Annotated in this window: 12 protein-coding genes and 1 rRNA gene; 8 read left to right on the forward strand and 5 right to left on the reverse strand. The window is 55.6% G+C overall.

Annotated features, from left to right (window positions below; genetic code table 11):
* Window positions 1-459 precede the first annotated feature (459 nt).
* From ACFQUU_RS23460 to ACFQUU_RS23475, 4 genes are all read left to right on the forward strand, one after another.
* Window positions 460-1,473, forward strand: coding sequence for a Rieske 2Fe-2S domain-containing protein (locus tag ACFQUU_RS23460; protein WP_382250543.1), 1,014 nt, complete (start codon window positions 460-462; stop codon window positions 1,471-1,473).
* 392 nt (window positions 1,474-1,865) lie between these two features.
* Window positions 1,866-4,325 carry an AI-2E family transporter gene (locus ACFQUU_RS23465; protein ID WP_382250544.1) on the forward strand — a complete coding sequence of 820 codons (2,460 nt, stop codon included), beginning with the start codon at window positions 1,866-1,868 and terminating at the stop codon, window positions 4,323-4,325.
* Between the two features lie 8 nt (window positions 4,326-4,333).
* The gene (locus ACFQUU_RS23470; RefSeq protein WP_382250545.1) at window positions 4,334-5,290 is read left to right on the forward strand and encodes an oxygenase MpaB family protein; all 957 of its coding nucleotides are present in this window, start codon (window positions 4,334-4,336) and stop codon (window positions 5,288-5,290) included.
* Window positions 5,287-5,577 (forward strand): hypothetical protein, encoded by a 291-nt coding sequence (locus tag ACFQUU_RS23475; RefSeq protein ID WP_382250546.1) that lies wholly within the window; start codon window positions 5,287-5,289, stop codon window positions 5,575-5,577. Before ACFQUU_RS23470 ends, ACFQUU_RS23475 begins: the two co-directional genes overlap by 4 nt.
* Window positions 5,578-5,624: 47 nt before the next feature.
* On the opposite strand, the gene ACFQUU_RS23480 is transcribed toward ACFQUU_RS23475, so the two are convergent.
* Complete coding sequence (locus ACFQUU_RS23480; protein ID WP_382250547.1) at window positions 5,625-6,110, reverse strand: hypothetical protein; 486 nt, start codon at window positions 6,108-6,110, stop codon at window positions 5,625-5,627.
* A 201-nt stretch (window positions 6,111-6,311) separates the two neighbouring features.
* Between ACFQUU_RS23480 and ACFQUU_RS23485 the strand changes: the two genes are divergently transcribed.
* The 4 genes from ACFQUU_RS23485 (at window position 6,312) to ACFQUU_RS23500 (ending at window position 11,355) form a co-directional block, all read left to right on the forward strand.
* Window positions 6,312-7,133, forward strand: coding sequence for a TIGR00266 family protein (locus tag ACFQUU_RS23485; RefSeq protein ID WP_382250548.1), 822 nt, complete (start codon window positions 6,312-6,314; stop codon window positions 7,131-7,133).
* Window positions 7,134-7,467: 334 nt separating this feature from the next.
* The gene (locus ACFQUU_RS23490; protein ID WP_382250549.1) at window positions 7,468-8,607 is read left to right on the forward strand and encodes a TRAP transporter substrate-binding protein; all 1,140 of its coding nucleotides are present in this window, start codon (window positions 7,468-7,470) and stop codon (window positions 8,605-8,607) included.
* A gap of 142 nt (window positions 8,608-8,749) precedes the next feature.
* Window positions 8,750-9,376 carry a TRAP transporter small permease subunit gene (locus ACFQUU_RS23495; protein WP_382250550.1) on the forward strand — a complete coding sequence of 209 codons (627 nt, stop codon included), beginning with the start codon at window positions 8,750-8,752 and terminating at the stop codon, window positions 9,374-9,376.
* Window positions 9,373-11,355, forward strand: coding sequence for a TRAP transporter large permease subunit (locus tag ACFQUU_RS23500; RefSeq protein WP_382250551.1), 1,983 nt, complete (start codon window positions 9,373-9,375; stop codon window positions 11,353-11,355). The genes ACFQUU_RS23495 and ACFQUU_RS23500 overlap by 4 nt, the downstream gene beginning before the upstream one ends.
* 73 nt (window positions 11,356-11,428) lie before the next feature.
* On the opposite strand, the gene ACFQUU_RS23505 is transcribed toward ACFQUU_RS23500, so the two are convergent.
* From ACFQUU_RS23505 to rrf, 4 genes are all read right to left on the reverse strand, one after another.
* Window positions 11,429-13,873: a penicillin-binding protein 1A gene (locus tag ACFQUU_RS23505; RefSeq protein WP_382250552.1), complete on the reverse strand. Its 2,445-nt coding sequence runs from the start codon at window positions 13,871-13,873 to the stop codon at window positions 11,429-11,431.
* A 606-nt stretch (window positions 13,874-14,479) separates the two neighbouring features.
* On the reverse strand, window positions 14,480-14,908 hold the full coding sequence (locus tag ACFQUU_RS23510; protein ID WP_382250553.1) for a hypothetical protein: 429 nt from the start codon (window positions 14,906-14,908) through the stop codon (window positions 14,480-14,482).
* Between the two features lie 114 nt (window positions 14,909-15,022).
* Complete coding sequence (locus ACFQUU_RS23515; protein WP_382250554.1) at window positions 15,023-15,250, reverse strand: hypothetical protein; 228 nt, start codon at window positions 15,248-15,250, stop codon at window positions 15,023-15,025.
* Between the two features lie 255 nt (window positions 15,251-15,505).
* Window positions 15,506-15,618 (reverse strand): 5S ribosomal RNA (gene rrf / locus ACFQUU_RS23520).
* Window positions 15,619-15,628 lie beyond the last annotated feature (10 nt).

Here is a 15,628-nt window from a genome sequence, read left to right on the forward strand (position 1 = left end):
GTACATGCCGCAGACGTCCTCGTTTGCTCGGGTGAGCATGGAAAAATGCGGATACGCACATAGTTTTCCCGCCGGGGTATACGGAAATTTTCCGGTATGCAAAAGAAGCGCGCTCCAATACCTTTCACATCCGACTAGGCACGCCAGCGCAGCGCAATAAGTCGGCCTTCAGCGCCTCCTTCGGCCAGATCGGGTCGATGCCCGAGGCAGCCAGGCAGTATCCGGACTGACAGGACGGTGGAAGGGAACGTCCTCTTTACGGCTGTGGTCGCACTGATACCGGCTTACTCGTTCAGAATCCAGGCTAATCCGGCATTAGTCCTGACGCTCCTATGACATCGCAACCCCTCCATGCCACCGGAAGACGATCCGAGACAGCACCCCGAGCGAGTTGCCGCGGCCGATGCTGGGCGCAAGCTATGGCCCGCAGCGCTGGCGTTTTGGACATCAATGAATAGCATGGACAAACTATTACTGAATGACTGGCATCCGGTTGCCAGTGCCGCATCGCTGGAAGCCGGCTTCATGCAACCTGTGCGACTGCTGGAACAGGACCTGATCGTCTGGCGCAGCAATGATGGCGAGGTACATGCCTGGGACGATCGCTGCCCGCACCGCGGCGCCCGCCTGTCACTCGGCCGCGTCGATAAGGATCGTGTCGTCTGCGCGTATCATGGTTGGCAATTCGACGCGACCGGACAATGCCGGCTGCAACCTGCGCATCCCCATGATAAACCGCCCCGAAATGCCTGTGCCCGCAGCTTTCTTGCGCAAGAAGCCTATGGCCTGGTCTGGATTTGCCTAGGCAAACCAGGCGTATCGCTCTTCCCCTTCCCTGAATACGCCGATCCGGCACTGCGAAAGGTCCTGTGCGGACCGTATCCGGTCAATGCCTGCGGGCCGCGCATTATTGAAAATTTTCTGGACATGGCGCATTTAGGTTTCGTGCATGTCGGCGTACTCGGCGACCCAATGTTTACTGCGGTGCCCGATTACAAGGTATCGACCTTCGACGATGGTCTCGGCCAGCATGGGATGAAAGGCGTTATCGCGACCGAGTGCCTCGCCTATCAACCCGCATCCACCCTGCTCGCATCGGGCGGTTCCATGATGGAGTACACGTATCGCGTGGTACGTCCGCTGTCCGCCATTCTGACTAAACTGCCTAAAGAACCGCAAGAGTATACCGAGGCAATCAGCCTGCATGTGCAGGCGCTTGATGAAGAACATTGCCATGCGTGGATCGTCCTCGCGATGACGGACACGGTATCTACCGATGAGCAGATGCGCGCATTCCAGGGCAACATATTTAAGCAAGACCTTGAAATCCTGGAGTCGCAACGCCCGAAGCGCCTGCCGCTGAGTCCAGGGATTGAAGTGCCTCAACGCGCCGATCGCCTTTCTGCAGCCTACCGTCGCATGCTGAAAGAACTCGGCATGACGTATGGCGTGATGCTGGCCAAGGAGGAATGATATTGCGAAGTCAATTACCGACGCGCAATTTGAGGAACCTCAATGCCAACCGAGAAGCAAAGCCTATTATCCGTTTGTGACTCTTTTCTGACGGCAATCAGTAAGAGACACAAAGGGCCTGCACTGTTGTGCGGGCCCTTTTTCGTTGGTTGGACGATGACGATCATGGTCGACTTCGTGTTGTGATCGCGCAATCGATGCCATTGCGGACGGGGAACGCGAAGTCCCCAGACTTGCCTAACCAAGGAGTCAGGTAGTCGTATCGCCCGGCATGACAGTAAAAGGCTGTGCCGTTCTTGCGTTGGACAATAAGTAAATTAAGCATTTCATGTCTTTATTGTTGCGAAAGACATTTCACAATAGTCGTCTTTTCTTTATGCATTCTTAAGCCAGTGTCTGAAACCTCAGCCCCATCCAGTTCAGGGATCAACACAGCGGCGACGGTCGTCCTAACTATCGTTGCGCTTTACTTCGGGCGCGAGATATTCGTTCCGTTTGCGCTGGCGGTACTCCTTAGTTTCATGCTCGCGCCGCCGGTGAATTGGCTGCGGCGCACGCATCTCCCGCGTTCCGCGGCTGTGTTGCTTGTCGTCTCGTCAGCGGTGGCGGTGATTACAGGCCTTTCCTTTCTGGTGGGAACGCAGGTTGTCGGTCTGGCCAACAACCTGCCGACCTATCAGAAGACCATGCAGGACAAAATTCGGTCGATCCGCGCTGCCGCGCCGGGTGGCGGGGCCATCGACCGCTCGACCGCGGTCATTCAGGCACTCGGGCGAGAGCTCTCAGAAGCGACGGGAACCGACAGCAAGAATACCGATGGCAAACGCGATAAGGAGCCGCTACCTGTCCGCATAGAACCTGCCGAACGTCAGCCGCTTGATGTCATCAAGAGTGTGCTTGGCTCCGTGCTGGGTCCGGTGGGTACGGCTGGCCTGGTGATTGTATTTATATTCTTCGTTCTGCTGGCGCCGAGCGATCTGCGCGATCGCTTCATTCGCCTCGCGGGGAGCGACCTGCACCGTACGACCGAGGCATTGAATGAAGCCGCCAGCAGGGTAAGCCGCTACCTGCTGATGCAACTTGTCGTGAATGCCAGCTACGGCGTGCCGCTCGGATTTGGACTGTATCTGATAGGCGTACCTGGTGCGTTCCTGTGGGCTTTGCTGGCGACGATGCTGCGGTTCATCCCCTATCTTGGCCCGGTCATCGCTGCCATATTTCCACTGACACTGGCTTTCGCGGTTGATCCGGGATGGAGCATGCTGCTATGGACAGCCGCACTGGTCGTCATTCTTGAACTCATCAGTAACAATCTGATTGAGCCATGGCTATATGGGTCGAGCACCGGGATGACACCGATGGCGGTCATTCTGTCGGCAATTTTCTGGACTCTTCTTTGGGGCCCCGTGGGCCTTTTTCTCGCCACCCCGCTCACCGTGTGCATGGTGGTGATGGGACGGTACGTGCCACAACTGGCATTTATTGACGTGCTACTGGGGAGCGACCCGGTACTATCCCCCGAGGAGCGCCTGTACCAGCGCCTACTTGCCGGCAATGTTGAAGAAGCGGTCGAGATTGCGGAAACCGAGGTGGCCGAACATTCCCTGCTCGAATTTTACGACCAGGTCGGAATGGAAACACTACGCCTTGCGGAAAACTCCCGCGAGCGCGGCGCCTCCAAAGAAGATCGCAGGAACGTAGCCGATGGCTTCCGTGCGATCGTCGAGGATTTGCACGACATGCTCACGGCAAAGCCGGAGGAGACGTCGGAAGAGCCGACGCGCCCCTGGCTGGGCACGCCGGTATTGTGCATAGCAGGCCGTGGAGAACTTGATGCAGCGGCTGCACTGCTACTCGCGCATACGCTGGAGAGCCGTGGCATCGGTACACGCGTCTTGCCTGCGTCGGCCATCGCGCTCGATGCCATCAATAACCTTGACCTCGCAGGGGTGGATGTGATTTGCCTGTCCTACCTGAACCCCATGCCGAAAGCGTACGCACGCTTTATCTGCCGCCGCCTGAAGCCACGCATCGGCCATATCAAGATCGTATTAGGCTTGTGGAACCTTGCCAACGGTAGCGGCACGCCGGAAAAACTTGCTGCCGACACCGGCGCACATGCCGCCGCGACGAACCTCGATATGGCCGCCCATATCGTCGAAGACATCATGCAACAAACGGCGGTCCCCCTGGTCGCTGTGCCTCCACCCCTGCCCGCCGAAGAAATGGAAAGGCTGCAGGCATTGCAGGCGAGTGGCGTACTTGCTGCGGATAAAACTCCCCTGCTCGACCGCATTGCCCGCAGTGTCGCCGAAGCCGTGGACATGCCTATTGGCCTTGTCTCGCTGATTGACGATTCGTTGCAGTTGTGGAAAGGAGCGTTTGGTCTTTCGGAGGAGTTGCTTAAGTCTCGCCAGGCTTCTCGCGATTCATCAATCTGCACCCATGTTGTCGCAAGCAATGCCCCGTTGGTGGTCGAGGACATTGCGCGTGACCCTCGCTTTGCCCGTAATGAATTCTTGCGCGGCCATGGATTCCGTTTTTACGCCGGTGTCCCGCTGCGCACCGAAAGTAGTCATGTGATTGGCAGCTTATGCGTAATGGATAAAAAACCGCGCACGCTGAGTCCACGCGAACTCAAGCTGATGCTCGTCATCGCGGATGAACTGATGATTGATCTGGCGCGTGAAGCCGAACTGGAAGGTGTCACGCCGGAGGCCGTTCAAGCTAACGGCCCTTTAGATTCGACGGAATCGACCGAAACCACAGAACCTGCTGAAACCGCTGAAGCGGTAGAGATAACCGGAACGGGCACACAGTCGGTTCCGGCATCGCCGGTCAAACCGGCCTAGCGCACATTGTGCGGCAAGCAGTCGATGGCAAGGACTTCGGCAAGATGATATGGCTGCCTTCTTCACTTCGAGACTGGCTTGATGGCCAGGCAAGCCAACTGCTCTATCCCGCACCATCATCGGCGGACTACTTTCTGACGCCGATTGGCGAGCCGGCGCTGGTCAGCGCGGATTCGGTATCGTGGCACATCTTTAAAAATCCAGTCGCATTGTTTATCGGTGGAATTTCGGCCGTGTTGCTGGAACTGGCGCATCCTTCAGTCCGAAGCGGCGTATGGGAGCATACAAGTTTTCGTACTCATCCCCGGCAACGCATACAGCGGACAGGATTTGCTGCAATGGTGACCGTCTATGCAGCGCGAAGCCGCGCTGAAGAAATGATCGCAGCTGTCGGAGTCATGCATCGCCGGATACGGGGCGTGACTCCATCGGGAGTGGAATATCGCGCTGACGATCCGGATCTGCTCACATGGGTCCATGCGACCGCTGCCTACGGCTTTCTTGAAGCCTATCATGCCTTCGTTCACCCTCTCGGGGACCCGCAGCGCGATGCGTTCTATGCGGAAGGAAAAACCTCCGCCAGACTCTATGGAGCAAACAATGCGCCGTCATCCGACGCTGCATGTAAAGCGCTCTGCGAGAACATACTACCGATCCTTGAATCTTCGGACATCGTTCACGAGTTTTTGAGCATTATGGCCAAAACTCCGCTATTGCCGCCGCCACTATCGAGGCTCCAGCCTTTTCTGTTAAATGCCGCGGTGCACCTGGTGCCGAAACCGGTACGTGGCGTGCTTGGGCTCGATATGCATTGGCACTTTCCCTCATGGCAAAGGGCTCTGGTGACGCAAGCCGGGCGAGCGGCAGACCGGATACCTATGGCCCACAGTCCCGCAGTGCTGTCATGCCGCCGCCTCGGTCTTGCCGATAATTTCTTATACCGGAAATGGACGTCTTCGAGATGAACGAAACAATCTGCCAGGCAATCCGCGAGTTAAGAGTGGTAGAACTGCGCTACCACGGTTTCTCGCGCATCGTCGAGCCGCACATTTATGGAAGGGATAAACACGGCGATGAGCTGGTGCGCTGCTACCAGCTTGCCGGCGGCAGCGCGAGCGGGGAACGGGCCGGCTGGAAAATGCTGAAGGTGCGGGACGCGGTAGTCCTGCACCTGACCGAAACAACGTTTATCGCGCGCCCGGATTACCGGCGCGACGACAAGGTGATAAGCGAAGTTTATTGCCAGCTATGATTGGCTGCGGCGCATGGTATCGCCGGCACGTCAGCCATGCAATCGCCTTACAGCGCCCGCAGTTCCGACGGATTTACCGGGTCGGCAAATGGCCCTCTGGTCTCAAGCCGTTCCTCAAAATCCGAGTCAAGCTGGCCGTGCGACTTGAGATAGTCGCGCAGCTCACGTTGCCAAAGCCGCTTGTCGCTCAAGCCCGAATCATCCCCCAGCGTATAGGTATCCCGCTTGCCAAAGAGATGTTCAGCATCGCTTGGCGGCAGGCCGAATAATTGCGTCATGACGAGGCCTGGCGATGCATCGTCCACGATATTTCCGTTCAGCATCAGATGCTCGCCGTCATCCGACATCGACAACCCAAGTTCATTGAATCTGGGATGCAGCGCCAGCCAGCCTGGGGGCGAACAGATGGTCCCATGATCAAGCGTTTCACCGCGTGTAGTCTGAAGCTTTTCAAGCGAAATGGCATTCTCGGGAATGCCATCGATGATCGCATAAGCGTCTTTCAGCAATTCGAAATCAGGACCGGTCTCCATTATGCTTCCTCTCAGGCTGTGTCATCAGGTTATGGCTTGAAAACCAAGGCATCGCTTTACAATAGCTGTAGACCTGCAATCCATGACCGCAGTTTCCCATCGGCGTGTGAAGCATGAACAAGCCGGTGAGCAAGCAACAGTTTCCGTGAGCTCTCCTGGGTCCACGGACAATCAGACTCTAACGACGAAAGCGAGGACCATATGGCAATGGACGACATTGAGTATCAGATCTTTGGCACCGATATGCAATACGTTGAAGTTGAACTCGACCCAGGCGAGGCGGCGATAGGCGAAGCGGGAATGATGATGTTCATGGAAGAAGGTATCGACATGGATACGGTCTTCGGTGACGGCTCGCAACAGGGCGGCGTGTTCGGCAAACTGTTGGGCGCGGGAAAGCGTTTGCTAACAGGCGAGTCCCTGTTCACCACGGTTTTCCATAACGAGGGCAGAAGCAAGTCCCGTGTAGCCTTCGCGGCTCCTTATCCCGGAAAGATCGTGCCGGTACATCTGGCCGAGATCGGCGGGAGCCTGATCTGCCAGAAGGATTCATTTCTCTGTGCAGCCAAGGGCGTTTCGCTCGGGATCGCGCTGCAGCGCCGGCTAGGCGCAGGCCTCTTCGGCGGCGAAGGTTTCATCATGCAAAAGCTCGAAGGAGATGGCTGGGCGTTCGTGCATGCCGGCGGCACACTGATTGAAAAAACACTGGCGCCGGGCCAGGTGCTGCGTGTGGATACGGGGTGCGTCGTCGCATTCCAGCCGCAAGTCGATTTCGATATCAAGTTCGTCGGAAAGATCAAATCCGCGTTCTTTGGCGGCGAGGGCCTGTTCTTCGCCACGCTGCGTGGACCGGGAAAGGTCTGGTTGCAATCGCTGCCCCTGTCGCGCTTGGCAAATCGCCTGATGGCTGCGGCATCGACGACCACCACATCCAGCAATGGCGCATTGCTCGGTGCCGGGGCACTAGGCGGGCTTGGTGGCCTTGGTGCGTTGGGAGGACTGATGGGCGACGATGATGAGTAAGGCGACTCGCTTCCACCCCATTAGGACCAGACTTTACCGATGTTTCCCGCAAGTGCGGAACAGCAAACCAATTCTGTAATACATCATTTCAACAGCGCTTGGAAGTCGTCTTGTGGTCCCATGCCGTGGTGAGCAGGATTGCCGACCTCGGCGTTTCTCGGCATATCGATTTGAACAGCCAAGCTTACTATTGTAACGGCAATTCAATGTTGCAATGCGGCTTGACATCGGATATAGGCGGCGCAATCTTGTAGGGTTCGTCACATGCGCCGCGCAATGCTTCCCGGCGCTAAGGACGACATTCATAACCTAAAGCTAAAACAGGAGACACAGCATGAAGAACGGTAAGAAACCCGGTCAAGCCCCCTCACGTCGCCGCTTTCTTGGAACTGCTGCCGCCGGCACGACAGCGCTAGCTATGCCGATGATCGCTACGGCACAAACACCAACCCAGTTCCGATTCCAGAGTACCTGGCCGAGCAAAGACATTTTTCATGAGTACGCAAATGACTTTGCAAAGAAGGTGAATGACATGACCGGCGGCGAGCTCAAGATCGAGGTGCTCCCGGCCGGTGCGGTCGTACCGGCGTTCGGTCTGCTGGATGCGGTTTCCAAAGGTACGCTCGACGGCGGACATGGCGTCATGGGCTATAACTACGGCAAGCAAAGCGCCATCGCATTGTGGACGTCCGGGCCAGCCTATGGAATGGACGCCAACATGGTGCTCGCCTGGCATAAATACGGCGGCGGCAAGGAATTGCTCGCCAAGCTCTATGATTCGATCGGGGCAAACGTGGTTTCCTTCCTGACCGGGCCAATGCCTACGCAACCACTGGGCTGGTTCAAGAAACCGGTCACCAAACGCGAAGATTTTAAAGGGCTCAAGTACCGCACCAACGGCCTGGCCATTGACCTGTTCACGTCGATGGGTGCGGCCGTCAACGCTCTGCCGGGCGGCGAAATCGTCCCGGCGCTCGACCGCGGCCTGCTGGACGGCGCCGAGTTCAACAATGCAACTTCTGACCGCATACTGGGCTTCCCCGACGTGTCCAAAGTCTGCATGCTGCAGAGTTTCCACCAGGGCTCGGAACAGTTCGAAATCACCTTTAACAAAACCAAGTACAACGCCCTGCCAGCCAAGCTGAAAGCGATCATCGACAACGCGGTGGAAGCGTCCTCCGCTGATATGTCATGGAAGGCCGTGGACCGCTACTCACAGGACTACATTGCCTTGCAAACCAAGGACAACGTCAAGTTCTACAAAACACCGGACTCCTTGCTGCAGGAACAGCTCAAGGTCTGGGATGAGGTTATTGCAAAGAAACGGGAAGGCAACCCGTTGTTCCAGGAAGTTGAAAAGTCGATGCGCGACTTTGCCGCACGCGCCGTCAAGTGGGATATGGATACCAACAATCCGCGTCGCATGGCCTTCAACCACTACTTCGGCAAGAAGCCTGCAGGCACCAAGAGCTGAGCGATCCCGGAACGGCTGACCAGGGCGCCATTCGCACTCGCGAATAGCGCCCGTTCGCACTAGGTGCGAACGTATTTAGGCACGCGGAGGACACACTCCGCTGCCCGTCTTTTCACACGCGTTTACCTCTGGGAATTGAGACATGCAGAAGCTCTTGCTCTCCGTCGACAGGGTAAGCACCTGGATAGGCAAGGCATTTGCCTGGCTTATCCTGGTGCTTACCGTGCAGATTTCATGGGAAGTATTTTCACGTTATGTCCTGAACCGTCCGAGCGCCTGGGCTTTCGATCTGATGATCATGATGTACGGCACAGCGTTCATGATGGCTGGCGCCTATACCCTGGCAAAAAACGGCCATGTGCGTGGTGATGTGTTGTACGGTTTTTTCCCGCCCCGGCTCCAGGCAACCCTGGATCTGATCCTTTACATCCTGTTTTTCCTCCCGGGTGTCGTTGCCCTTATCTGGGCCGGCTACACCTTTGCCGAAGAAGCATGGGCGATCAATGAGCGTTCGAATATCACTGCCAATGGTCCCCCGCTCTCTCCGTTTAAAACGGTTATCCCGATTGCAGGAGCTTTCCTGCTGATGCAAGGCTTCGTCGAAATTATTCGATGCATCGTCTGTATCCGCGATGGAGCATGGCCATCGCGCGAAGAAGACGTTGAGGAAGTGGACGTCGAAAAACTCAAGGAAATGGTCCACGTAACCGATGAACCATCAGTATCAGCGCCCGCGAACGGCCACACGAACAACAGGGAGACAAAATGAGGAAGGAAGTCTGGTTCGGGCTATCCATCATGGGCATGGTCATCATCGGCCTGTTTGCCCTGATGCCGTCGCCCGCTGAAATGACCAACGGCCACCTTGGGCTATTGATGCTGGGGCTGATTGTCATTGCCATCATGCTGGGTTTTCCAACGGCTTTTACTCTGATGGGCATGGGAGTGATGTTCACCTGGTTTGCCTACCGCAACGTCAACCCCGACATTGCCATTCAGCAGACACTGGACCTGATGGTGCAGCGCGCCTATTCCGTGATGGCCAATGACGTGCTGATTTCGGTTCCCCTGTTTGTGTTCATGGGTTATCTGGTTGAGCGGGCAAACCTGATCGACAAGCTGTTCAGGAGCCTGCACCTGGCCATGGCGCGCTTACCAGGTTCGCTGGCGGTTGCCACCATCGTTACTTGCGCAATCTTCGCGACCGCAACCGGCATTGTTGGTGCAGTCGTTACGCTGATGGGTTTGCTGGCCATGCCATCCATGCTGAAAGCAGGTTATAACGTCAAGCTGGCAGCCGGCTCGATTACTGCCGGCGGGTGTCTTGGCATCCTGATTCCGCCATCGGTATTGCTTATCGTATATGGCGCGACCGCTGGTGTTTCGGTGGTCAAACTGTATGCCGGCGCTTTCTTTCCAGGCCTCATGCTGGCTATGCTGTATGTGGGCTACGTCATCCTGATCGCCAAACTGAAACCTAAATGGGCGCCTCCGCTTGCCGCCGAGGACAGGGCAGTCCCGTTGCCCGTGTATTCCCGTTCGATCATGAGCACGGGTACCAACAATGCAGTCGGCGGCTTTGTCGCTGCACTCAAGGGCAAACGGAACGCTGGTGTGCCGGCCAGGGTTTTGCTTTCCCAGCTTGGCATTGCCCTGCTTCCAGCACTGGCATTTGCGCTCATTATGGGATTCACTTACCAGGCTGTGACAAAGGCGGCGCCAGAAGCACAATCCGAATTGGTCGAAATGGGCATCGGCATGGAATCCGACACGGCAAGCTCAAGTGCCGGCGGCCTTGCTGAACCTCCGGTGGAAGGAGGCCTCGGAGAACCACCTGTGGAAGGGGGATTAGCCGAACCACCAACCGAAGGGGCCGCGCCATCAACGGAGACGCAACCTCTGCAGCAAGCCACGCCGCAGGGAGAGCCGCAAAAGGCGGAGCCCCAAAGCTCGGCGGGCTCGACTGATAAGAATAGCGCGGCGGCCACAATACCCAATGCGCCACCCGCATACTGGATTGCGTTTGGTCTTGGTTTGGCAGCCTTGCTGGGGTTCTATGTCTTTCTGACATTTGCGCGTTTTGAAATTTTTAAAATGCTGCTTGGCTCCTTCTTCCCGCTGGCGTTCCTGATTCTCGCCGTGCTGGGAGCGATCGTGTTTGGTCTCGCGACGCCGACGGAAGCAGCGGCCATGGGTTCGATGGGTGGCTTGCTCCTTGCAGCAGCCTATCGCCGGCTTAATATGGATGTGCTGAAGGAGTCGGTATTTCTCACCGCAAAAACAAGCGCCATGGTGTGCTGGCTGTTTGTCGGGTCGAGTATATTTTCGGCGGCGTTTGCACTCCTGGGCGGACAGGAAATCATCAACCAGTGGGTATTGTCGATGGACCTGAGCCCGGTGGAGTTCATGATCCTTGCGCAGGTCGTGATTTTCCTGCTTGGCTGGCCACTGGAATGGACAGAGATCATCGTGATCTTCATGCCGATTTTCATCCCGCTACTTGCCCATTTCAACATCGATCCGTTGTTCTTCGGTTTGCTGGTTGCAATGAATCTGCAAACGGCTTTCCTGTCTCCACCGGTCGCGATGTCGGCGTTTTACCTGAAGGGAGTATCCCCACCGCATGTCACGCTGAATCAAATCTTTCTTGGCATGATCCCCTTCATGGGAATCCAAATCATTGCCCTGGTTCTGTTGTACGTGTTCCCTGCCATTGGTTTGTGGCTGCCGGAATTGTTATATAAATAAGAACCCTCGGCGAGACCGACTGAGTTGGTTTCGCCGGACTTTGGCTTTGTCGGCAGCGCTTTGGATTGAAACGTTAAAAATTGCTTGTCTTGCTGAACAGTCGCTTGATGCTATTTAAAAAATCATCGATACGCTGACGCCACTCGACGTACGTTTTTTCCACATCCCTTGCCTGCTTGATCAACTTTTCCAGTGCATCCAGCGGCGATGCGGAGGGCTCCGGCTCTTTTGGGGGAGAGGACGATGGAGATTGCGGTGCTGGCGGCTTGGTATCCGCTCCAAAAATATTCCTGAAAATATCGATCGCCTTATCGAAAATGGATTCGCTTGGGCGTGTGAACTGCGCGGCCGGATCGACCAGCCGGGCATTGAACGCTTGCTGAAAAAAATCGCCAACCACCAGCAAGGCATTGTGTCCGCCCTGCCCCCAGTGCGTGCTACGCATGCTGACACGCGCGTCATTGAACCCGACCCAGGACCCAACGACGAGACGAGGATGCATCAGCATGAACCAGCCATCTGAATTGTCCTGTGTCGTACCGGTCTTGCCCGCCACATCTGCGCGAATCCCGAAGCGGGAACGGATACCCTGCCCTGTTCCCTGATTGATCGCACCGCGCATCATGTCGACCAATTGTTCCGCATTATCCCGAGACATCGCCAGATGACGCTCGGTGTCAAAACTGGCGAGGACATTGCCGGCCTTATCGGTAATGCGGGTAACGAGGACTGGCTTGCGATACTCACCACCGTCGGCAATAGCCATGTAGGCAGTCGCCATTTCAAACAAGGTCACAGGACTGGTGCCAAGTGCCAGGGATGGAACAGGATCCAGCGGACTTTGATTGACGCCCATCTTCCGGGCAAGGCCTGCCACACGAGCAGGTCCTGTTTCCAGCATCACGCGTGCAGTGACGGTATTTTTCGAATACATCAACCCTTCACGCGCGGTCAAGGGTCGGCCGCTCGGTGCAGTTATGTCGGACGGTTTCCAGATTGCTCCGTTCGGCAGTGTAATTTCAATCGGAGCATCGATGAACTGTTTATTCGGCGACATGCCCTGCTCAAGCGCTGCGCCATAGACAAAGGGCTTGAAAGTCGAGCCTGGTTGCCGCCTTGCCTGTCCGACATGATCATATTGATCGGTAGCGAAATCGCGACTGCCTACCCATGCTTTCACATGCGCGGTGACCGGATCGACAGCAATGAAACCGGCTTCAAGTCGTGTCTTCTGCTCTTTTAACTTGGCGATGTATTCCGTATTCTTCCGTAGCGCGGCAAGTGCCTCTTCAGGTGGCGTTCCCTCGCCAATAGCGCGCTTGTAAGCACTCGATTCACGAATAAAAGCATTCACCAGGTCTGTACGGCTATTCCAGAAATAGCCAAACCGTTGCACCCGTGATCGTCGTTCGATATAAGCTGATGTGCTCGTGGAAAGAAGCCGATCTGAGCTGCTTGCCCATTCCACATCGGCGACTGCCTGCAGTCCTTCCGCCTGTCGGTTTACCGCACGATTGGCCATGGCCTGCATGCGGGAATCGATGGTTGTGTACACCATCAGTCCATCCTGATAGATGTTGTAGTCGTTGCGATCAGCCCATTCAATCAGCCACTTGCGCAGCTGTTGCGCGAAATGCGGTGCGGGCCCCAGCGCCTCCTGCTGACGCTCGAAATCCAGCACAACCGGCCGCCCTTTGATCGCGTCAAAGTTCGCCTGGCTCAACACCTTCCGTTTGACCATCTGCTGCAGCACTACGTTGCGCCGCTTCATCGCCCTCTCGGGGTTGAAGACTGGATTGTAATAACTCGTGCCCTTGAGCATGCCGACCAGGGTAGCGCTCTCAAGCAAGCTCAGTTTGCTTGCAGGCTTGTCGAAATAAGTCCGTGCGGCCATTTCGATGCCGAACGCGTTATACAGAAATGGCACCGTATTGAGATAGCTTTCGAGTATCTCCTTTTTGGTATAGGCACGCTCCAGCTTCAGTGCAGTAATGATTTCCTTGAATTTTCGCGTGATCGTTCGCTTGCGCCCGATCTCTTCGGGGTACATATTGCGAGCGAGCTGCTGCGTGATGGTGGAGCCGCCCTCAGGGTCGCCTATTACCGTACGCATCGCGCCGACCAGCATACGCAGCGGCTCAATACCGTGATGTTCATAGAAACGATGATCCTCGGTAGCGATCAGCGCATTTACCACATTCGGAGAAACGCGGCTCAGTGGCACCCATTCCCGGTTTAGTCTATTGAAGACAGCGAGGCGCTTCCCATCAGCGGATATCAGCACGCTCGGCTGCTCGTTCTTTGCCTTGCGCAAATCTGCCGTACTCGGCGTCAATGGGATGAGAATGATCGCGTACAGGACGAGTGCCATTATGCCGAGGCCGAGGAGCGATGCTAATCCTTTTAACGCGGCGCCGCAGCGCGTGCTCCATGCTGCCGAACGATCAAGAGCAACGGCGAAGTAAGTTTTGATGTGGTGATAAAAACGCTGGATGGCTGAACTGATTACATTCGGCATATGGATTGATTTGTTATCTTGTCCGGCTTAAGCCTGGTCCGCTCATGACGTCAAATAAAGGCGGCGTGAAGCTCGATGATATCGGTCAGAGGAAGATCGAGGGAATCGAAAAATCAAACACGGTTACGAAATCGTTTAAGTGGGTTTAAGTAGCGGCATGGCTGACATCCAATGCATTGGGGAAATGATGTTGATCGGAATCGCTTCGCTCTCGCTAATAGCGCCCTGCAGGAATCAATACATGCATTAGACACGATGCAGGTTTATGAAAACCTTGGTTAATAGGACGTTAGAATCAAGCCGATCTCTACCAGCTTCCTGTTTCCTGACTGGCATACCATCCCAATAGAAAGGCACGCCAACGTACGTTAACGGGGACACTCCAATATCCGTCATCTTGCCGCTCAAGATTCCATTCAGGCGGAGCGTGTAAAGCCTCGAAAATTGCGCGAGCAGTTTCGTTATCACGCAACTCGGCCTGGACATGAATATTATTGATGGCGGAACTCGATACCGACACTGACATAAGACCTCGTAAACGTGAAGGATTGGCTAGCGGCCCACAGCGCACTTAACCAGCTTATGGATCCCTTGCCTTGGCACTGATCAGAGCAGCGGCGGAATATCGGCAAAAGCCCCCCGCTCACGGGCTAGGCGCTCGGCCCTGATTTCGGCTGCATATCGGCGCGCGCCTGGGGGAATTGGCTGCCAGTCAAATTGGCGGCCGATGGTGATATGGAAATCGGGCTCTGGCGGTAAACCTAGCTCGACGCGGATTTCCTGAAAGAAATCGCTATAAACAGGAAGCGACCAGAATCCGAAATGGTTGCGAAGTTCCACATCATATTCCACATCTACTTGGACGCCTTCATACCTTCCCCATAGGGTCATGTTGGGCACATCTTCCTCCGGTCGTACCACGGTCACATGTGTGCCGAAAATCGGGCGGTTCAGTCGCAATCCTTGACCATACTGACGTACGACGAACCACTGATATAGCAAATCGAGATCGTCGTGCGGCAGCGTCGCGACCAATGATCGTTTGTTGTAGGGTTTGCTGGAGCGTATAGGAGGAAGGTTATAGGCTAGCCTACCCTGTGCCATTAATCTACCTGGTGCCATAGTAGATGCAGGAGTGATCTACCGGCATTAAAAAGAGCCAGATGTGTTCGCTTTTTTCTGTGCCCGATATTGGACCAAGGCTGTTGCAAAACAAGCCCACTCCCATTCGTCTTGATAAAGCGCCGCACTCAACTCTACATAATGATGCCGCAATTCGACGGTACAGCATTCGGGGCACTCAAGATCCGGTATGGCATGCGCCATTGCTGCTGCCATCCGTTCCAAGTCTTCTATCGTGATTTCATGCTTTTCCATCGTTGTGCTTTCGTCAGTGCGGAGCAGGTAGATGGAAATATGACATTGAAATGGTCAGCAGATTCACGGTTTAGCGCTCTGAACCTGGACTAACACGCTTTTTGCAAAGCACTTCTTGCAGTAGGCAAGGAAAGCGATGCCGATAGGAACTGAAATTCCTCTCAGCCAAAGCCATGGATCAGTTACGTGCCGCAAAAGCTGAAGCGCAATGCAAAAAGCCCCAGCTCGTTGGAGCTGGGGCTTTGGGTAATACAAGCCTGACGATTACCTACTTTCACACTGGTTGCAGCACTATCATCGGCGCGAAGTCGTTTCACGGTCCTGTTCGGGATGGGAAGGGGTGGGACCAACTCGCTATGGTCATCAGGCATAACTGGT

This window comes from Herbaspirillum sp. GCM10030257 (assembly GCF_042666555.1).
Classification (GTDB): domain Bacteria; phylum Pseudomonadota; class Gammaproteobacteria; order Burkholderiales; family Burkholderiaceae_D; genus Noviherbaspirillum.

Bases quoted from the DNA above. Each gene is read 5' to 3' on its own strand.
- ACFQUU_RS23460 (WP_382250543.1), top strand. From the start codon at position 460: ATGGACAAACTATTACTGAATGACTGGCATCCGGTTGCCAGTGCCGCA.
- ACFQUU_RS23475 (WP_382250546.1), top strand. From the start codon at position 5,287: ATGAACGAAACAATCTGCCAGGCAATCCGCGAGTTAAGAGTGGTAGAA.
- ACFQUU_RS23480 (WP_382250547.1), bottom strand. From the start codon at position 6,110: ATGGAGACCGGTCCTGATTTCGAATTGCTGAAAGACGCTTATGCGATC.
- ACFQUU_RS23485 (WP_382250548.1), top strand. From the start codon at position 6,312: ATGGCAATGGACGACATTGAGTATCAGATCTTTGGCACCGATATGCAA.
- ACFQUU_RS23490 (WP_382250549.1), top strand. From the start codon at position 7,468: ATGAAGAACGGTAAGAAACCCGGTCAAGCCCCCTCACGTCGCCGCTTT.
- ACFQUU_RS23495 (WP_382250550.1), top strand. From the start codon at position 8,750: ATGCAGAAGCTCTTGCTCTCCGTCGACAGGGTAAGCACCTGGATAGGC.
- ACFQUU_RS23500 (WP_382250551.1), top strand. From the start codon at position 9,373: ATGAGGAAGGAAGTCTGGTTCGGGCTATCCATCATGGGCATGGTCATC.
- ACFQUU_RS23505 (WP_382250552.1), bottom strand. From the start codon at position 13,873: ATGCCGAATGTAATCAGTTCAGCCATCCAGCGTTTTTATCACCACATC.
- ACFQUU_RS23515 (WP_382250554.1), bottom strand. From the start codon at position 15,250: ATGGAAAAGCATGAAATCACGATAGAAGACTTGGAACGGATGGCAGCA.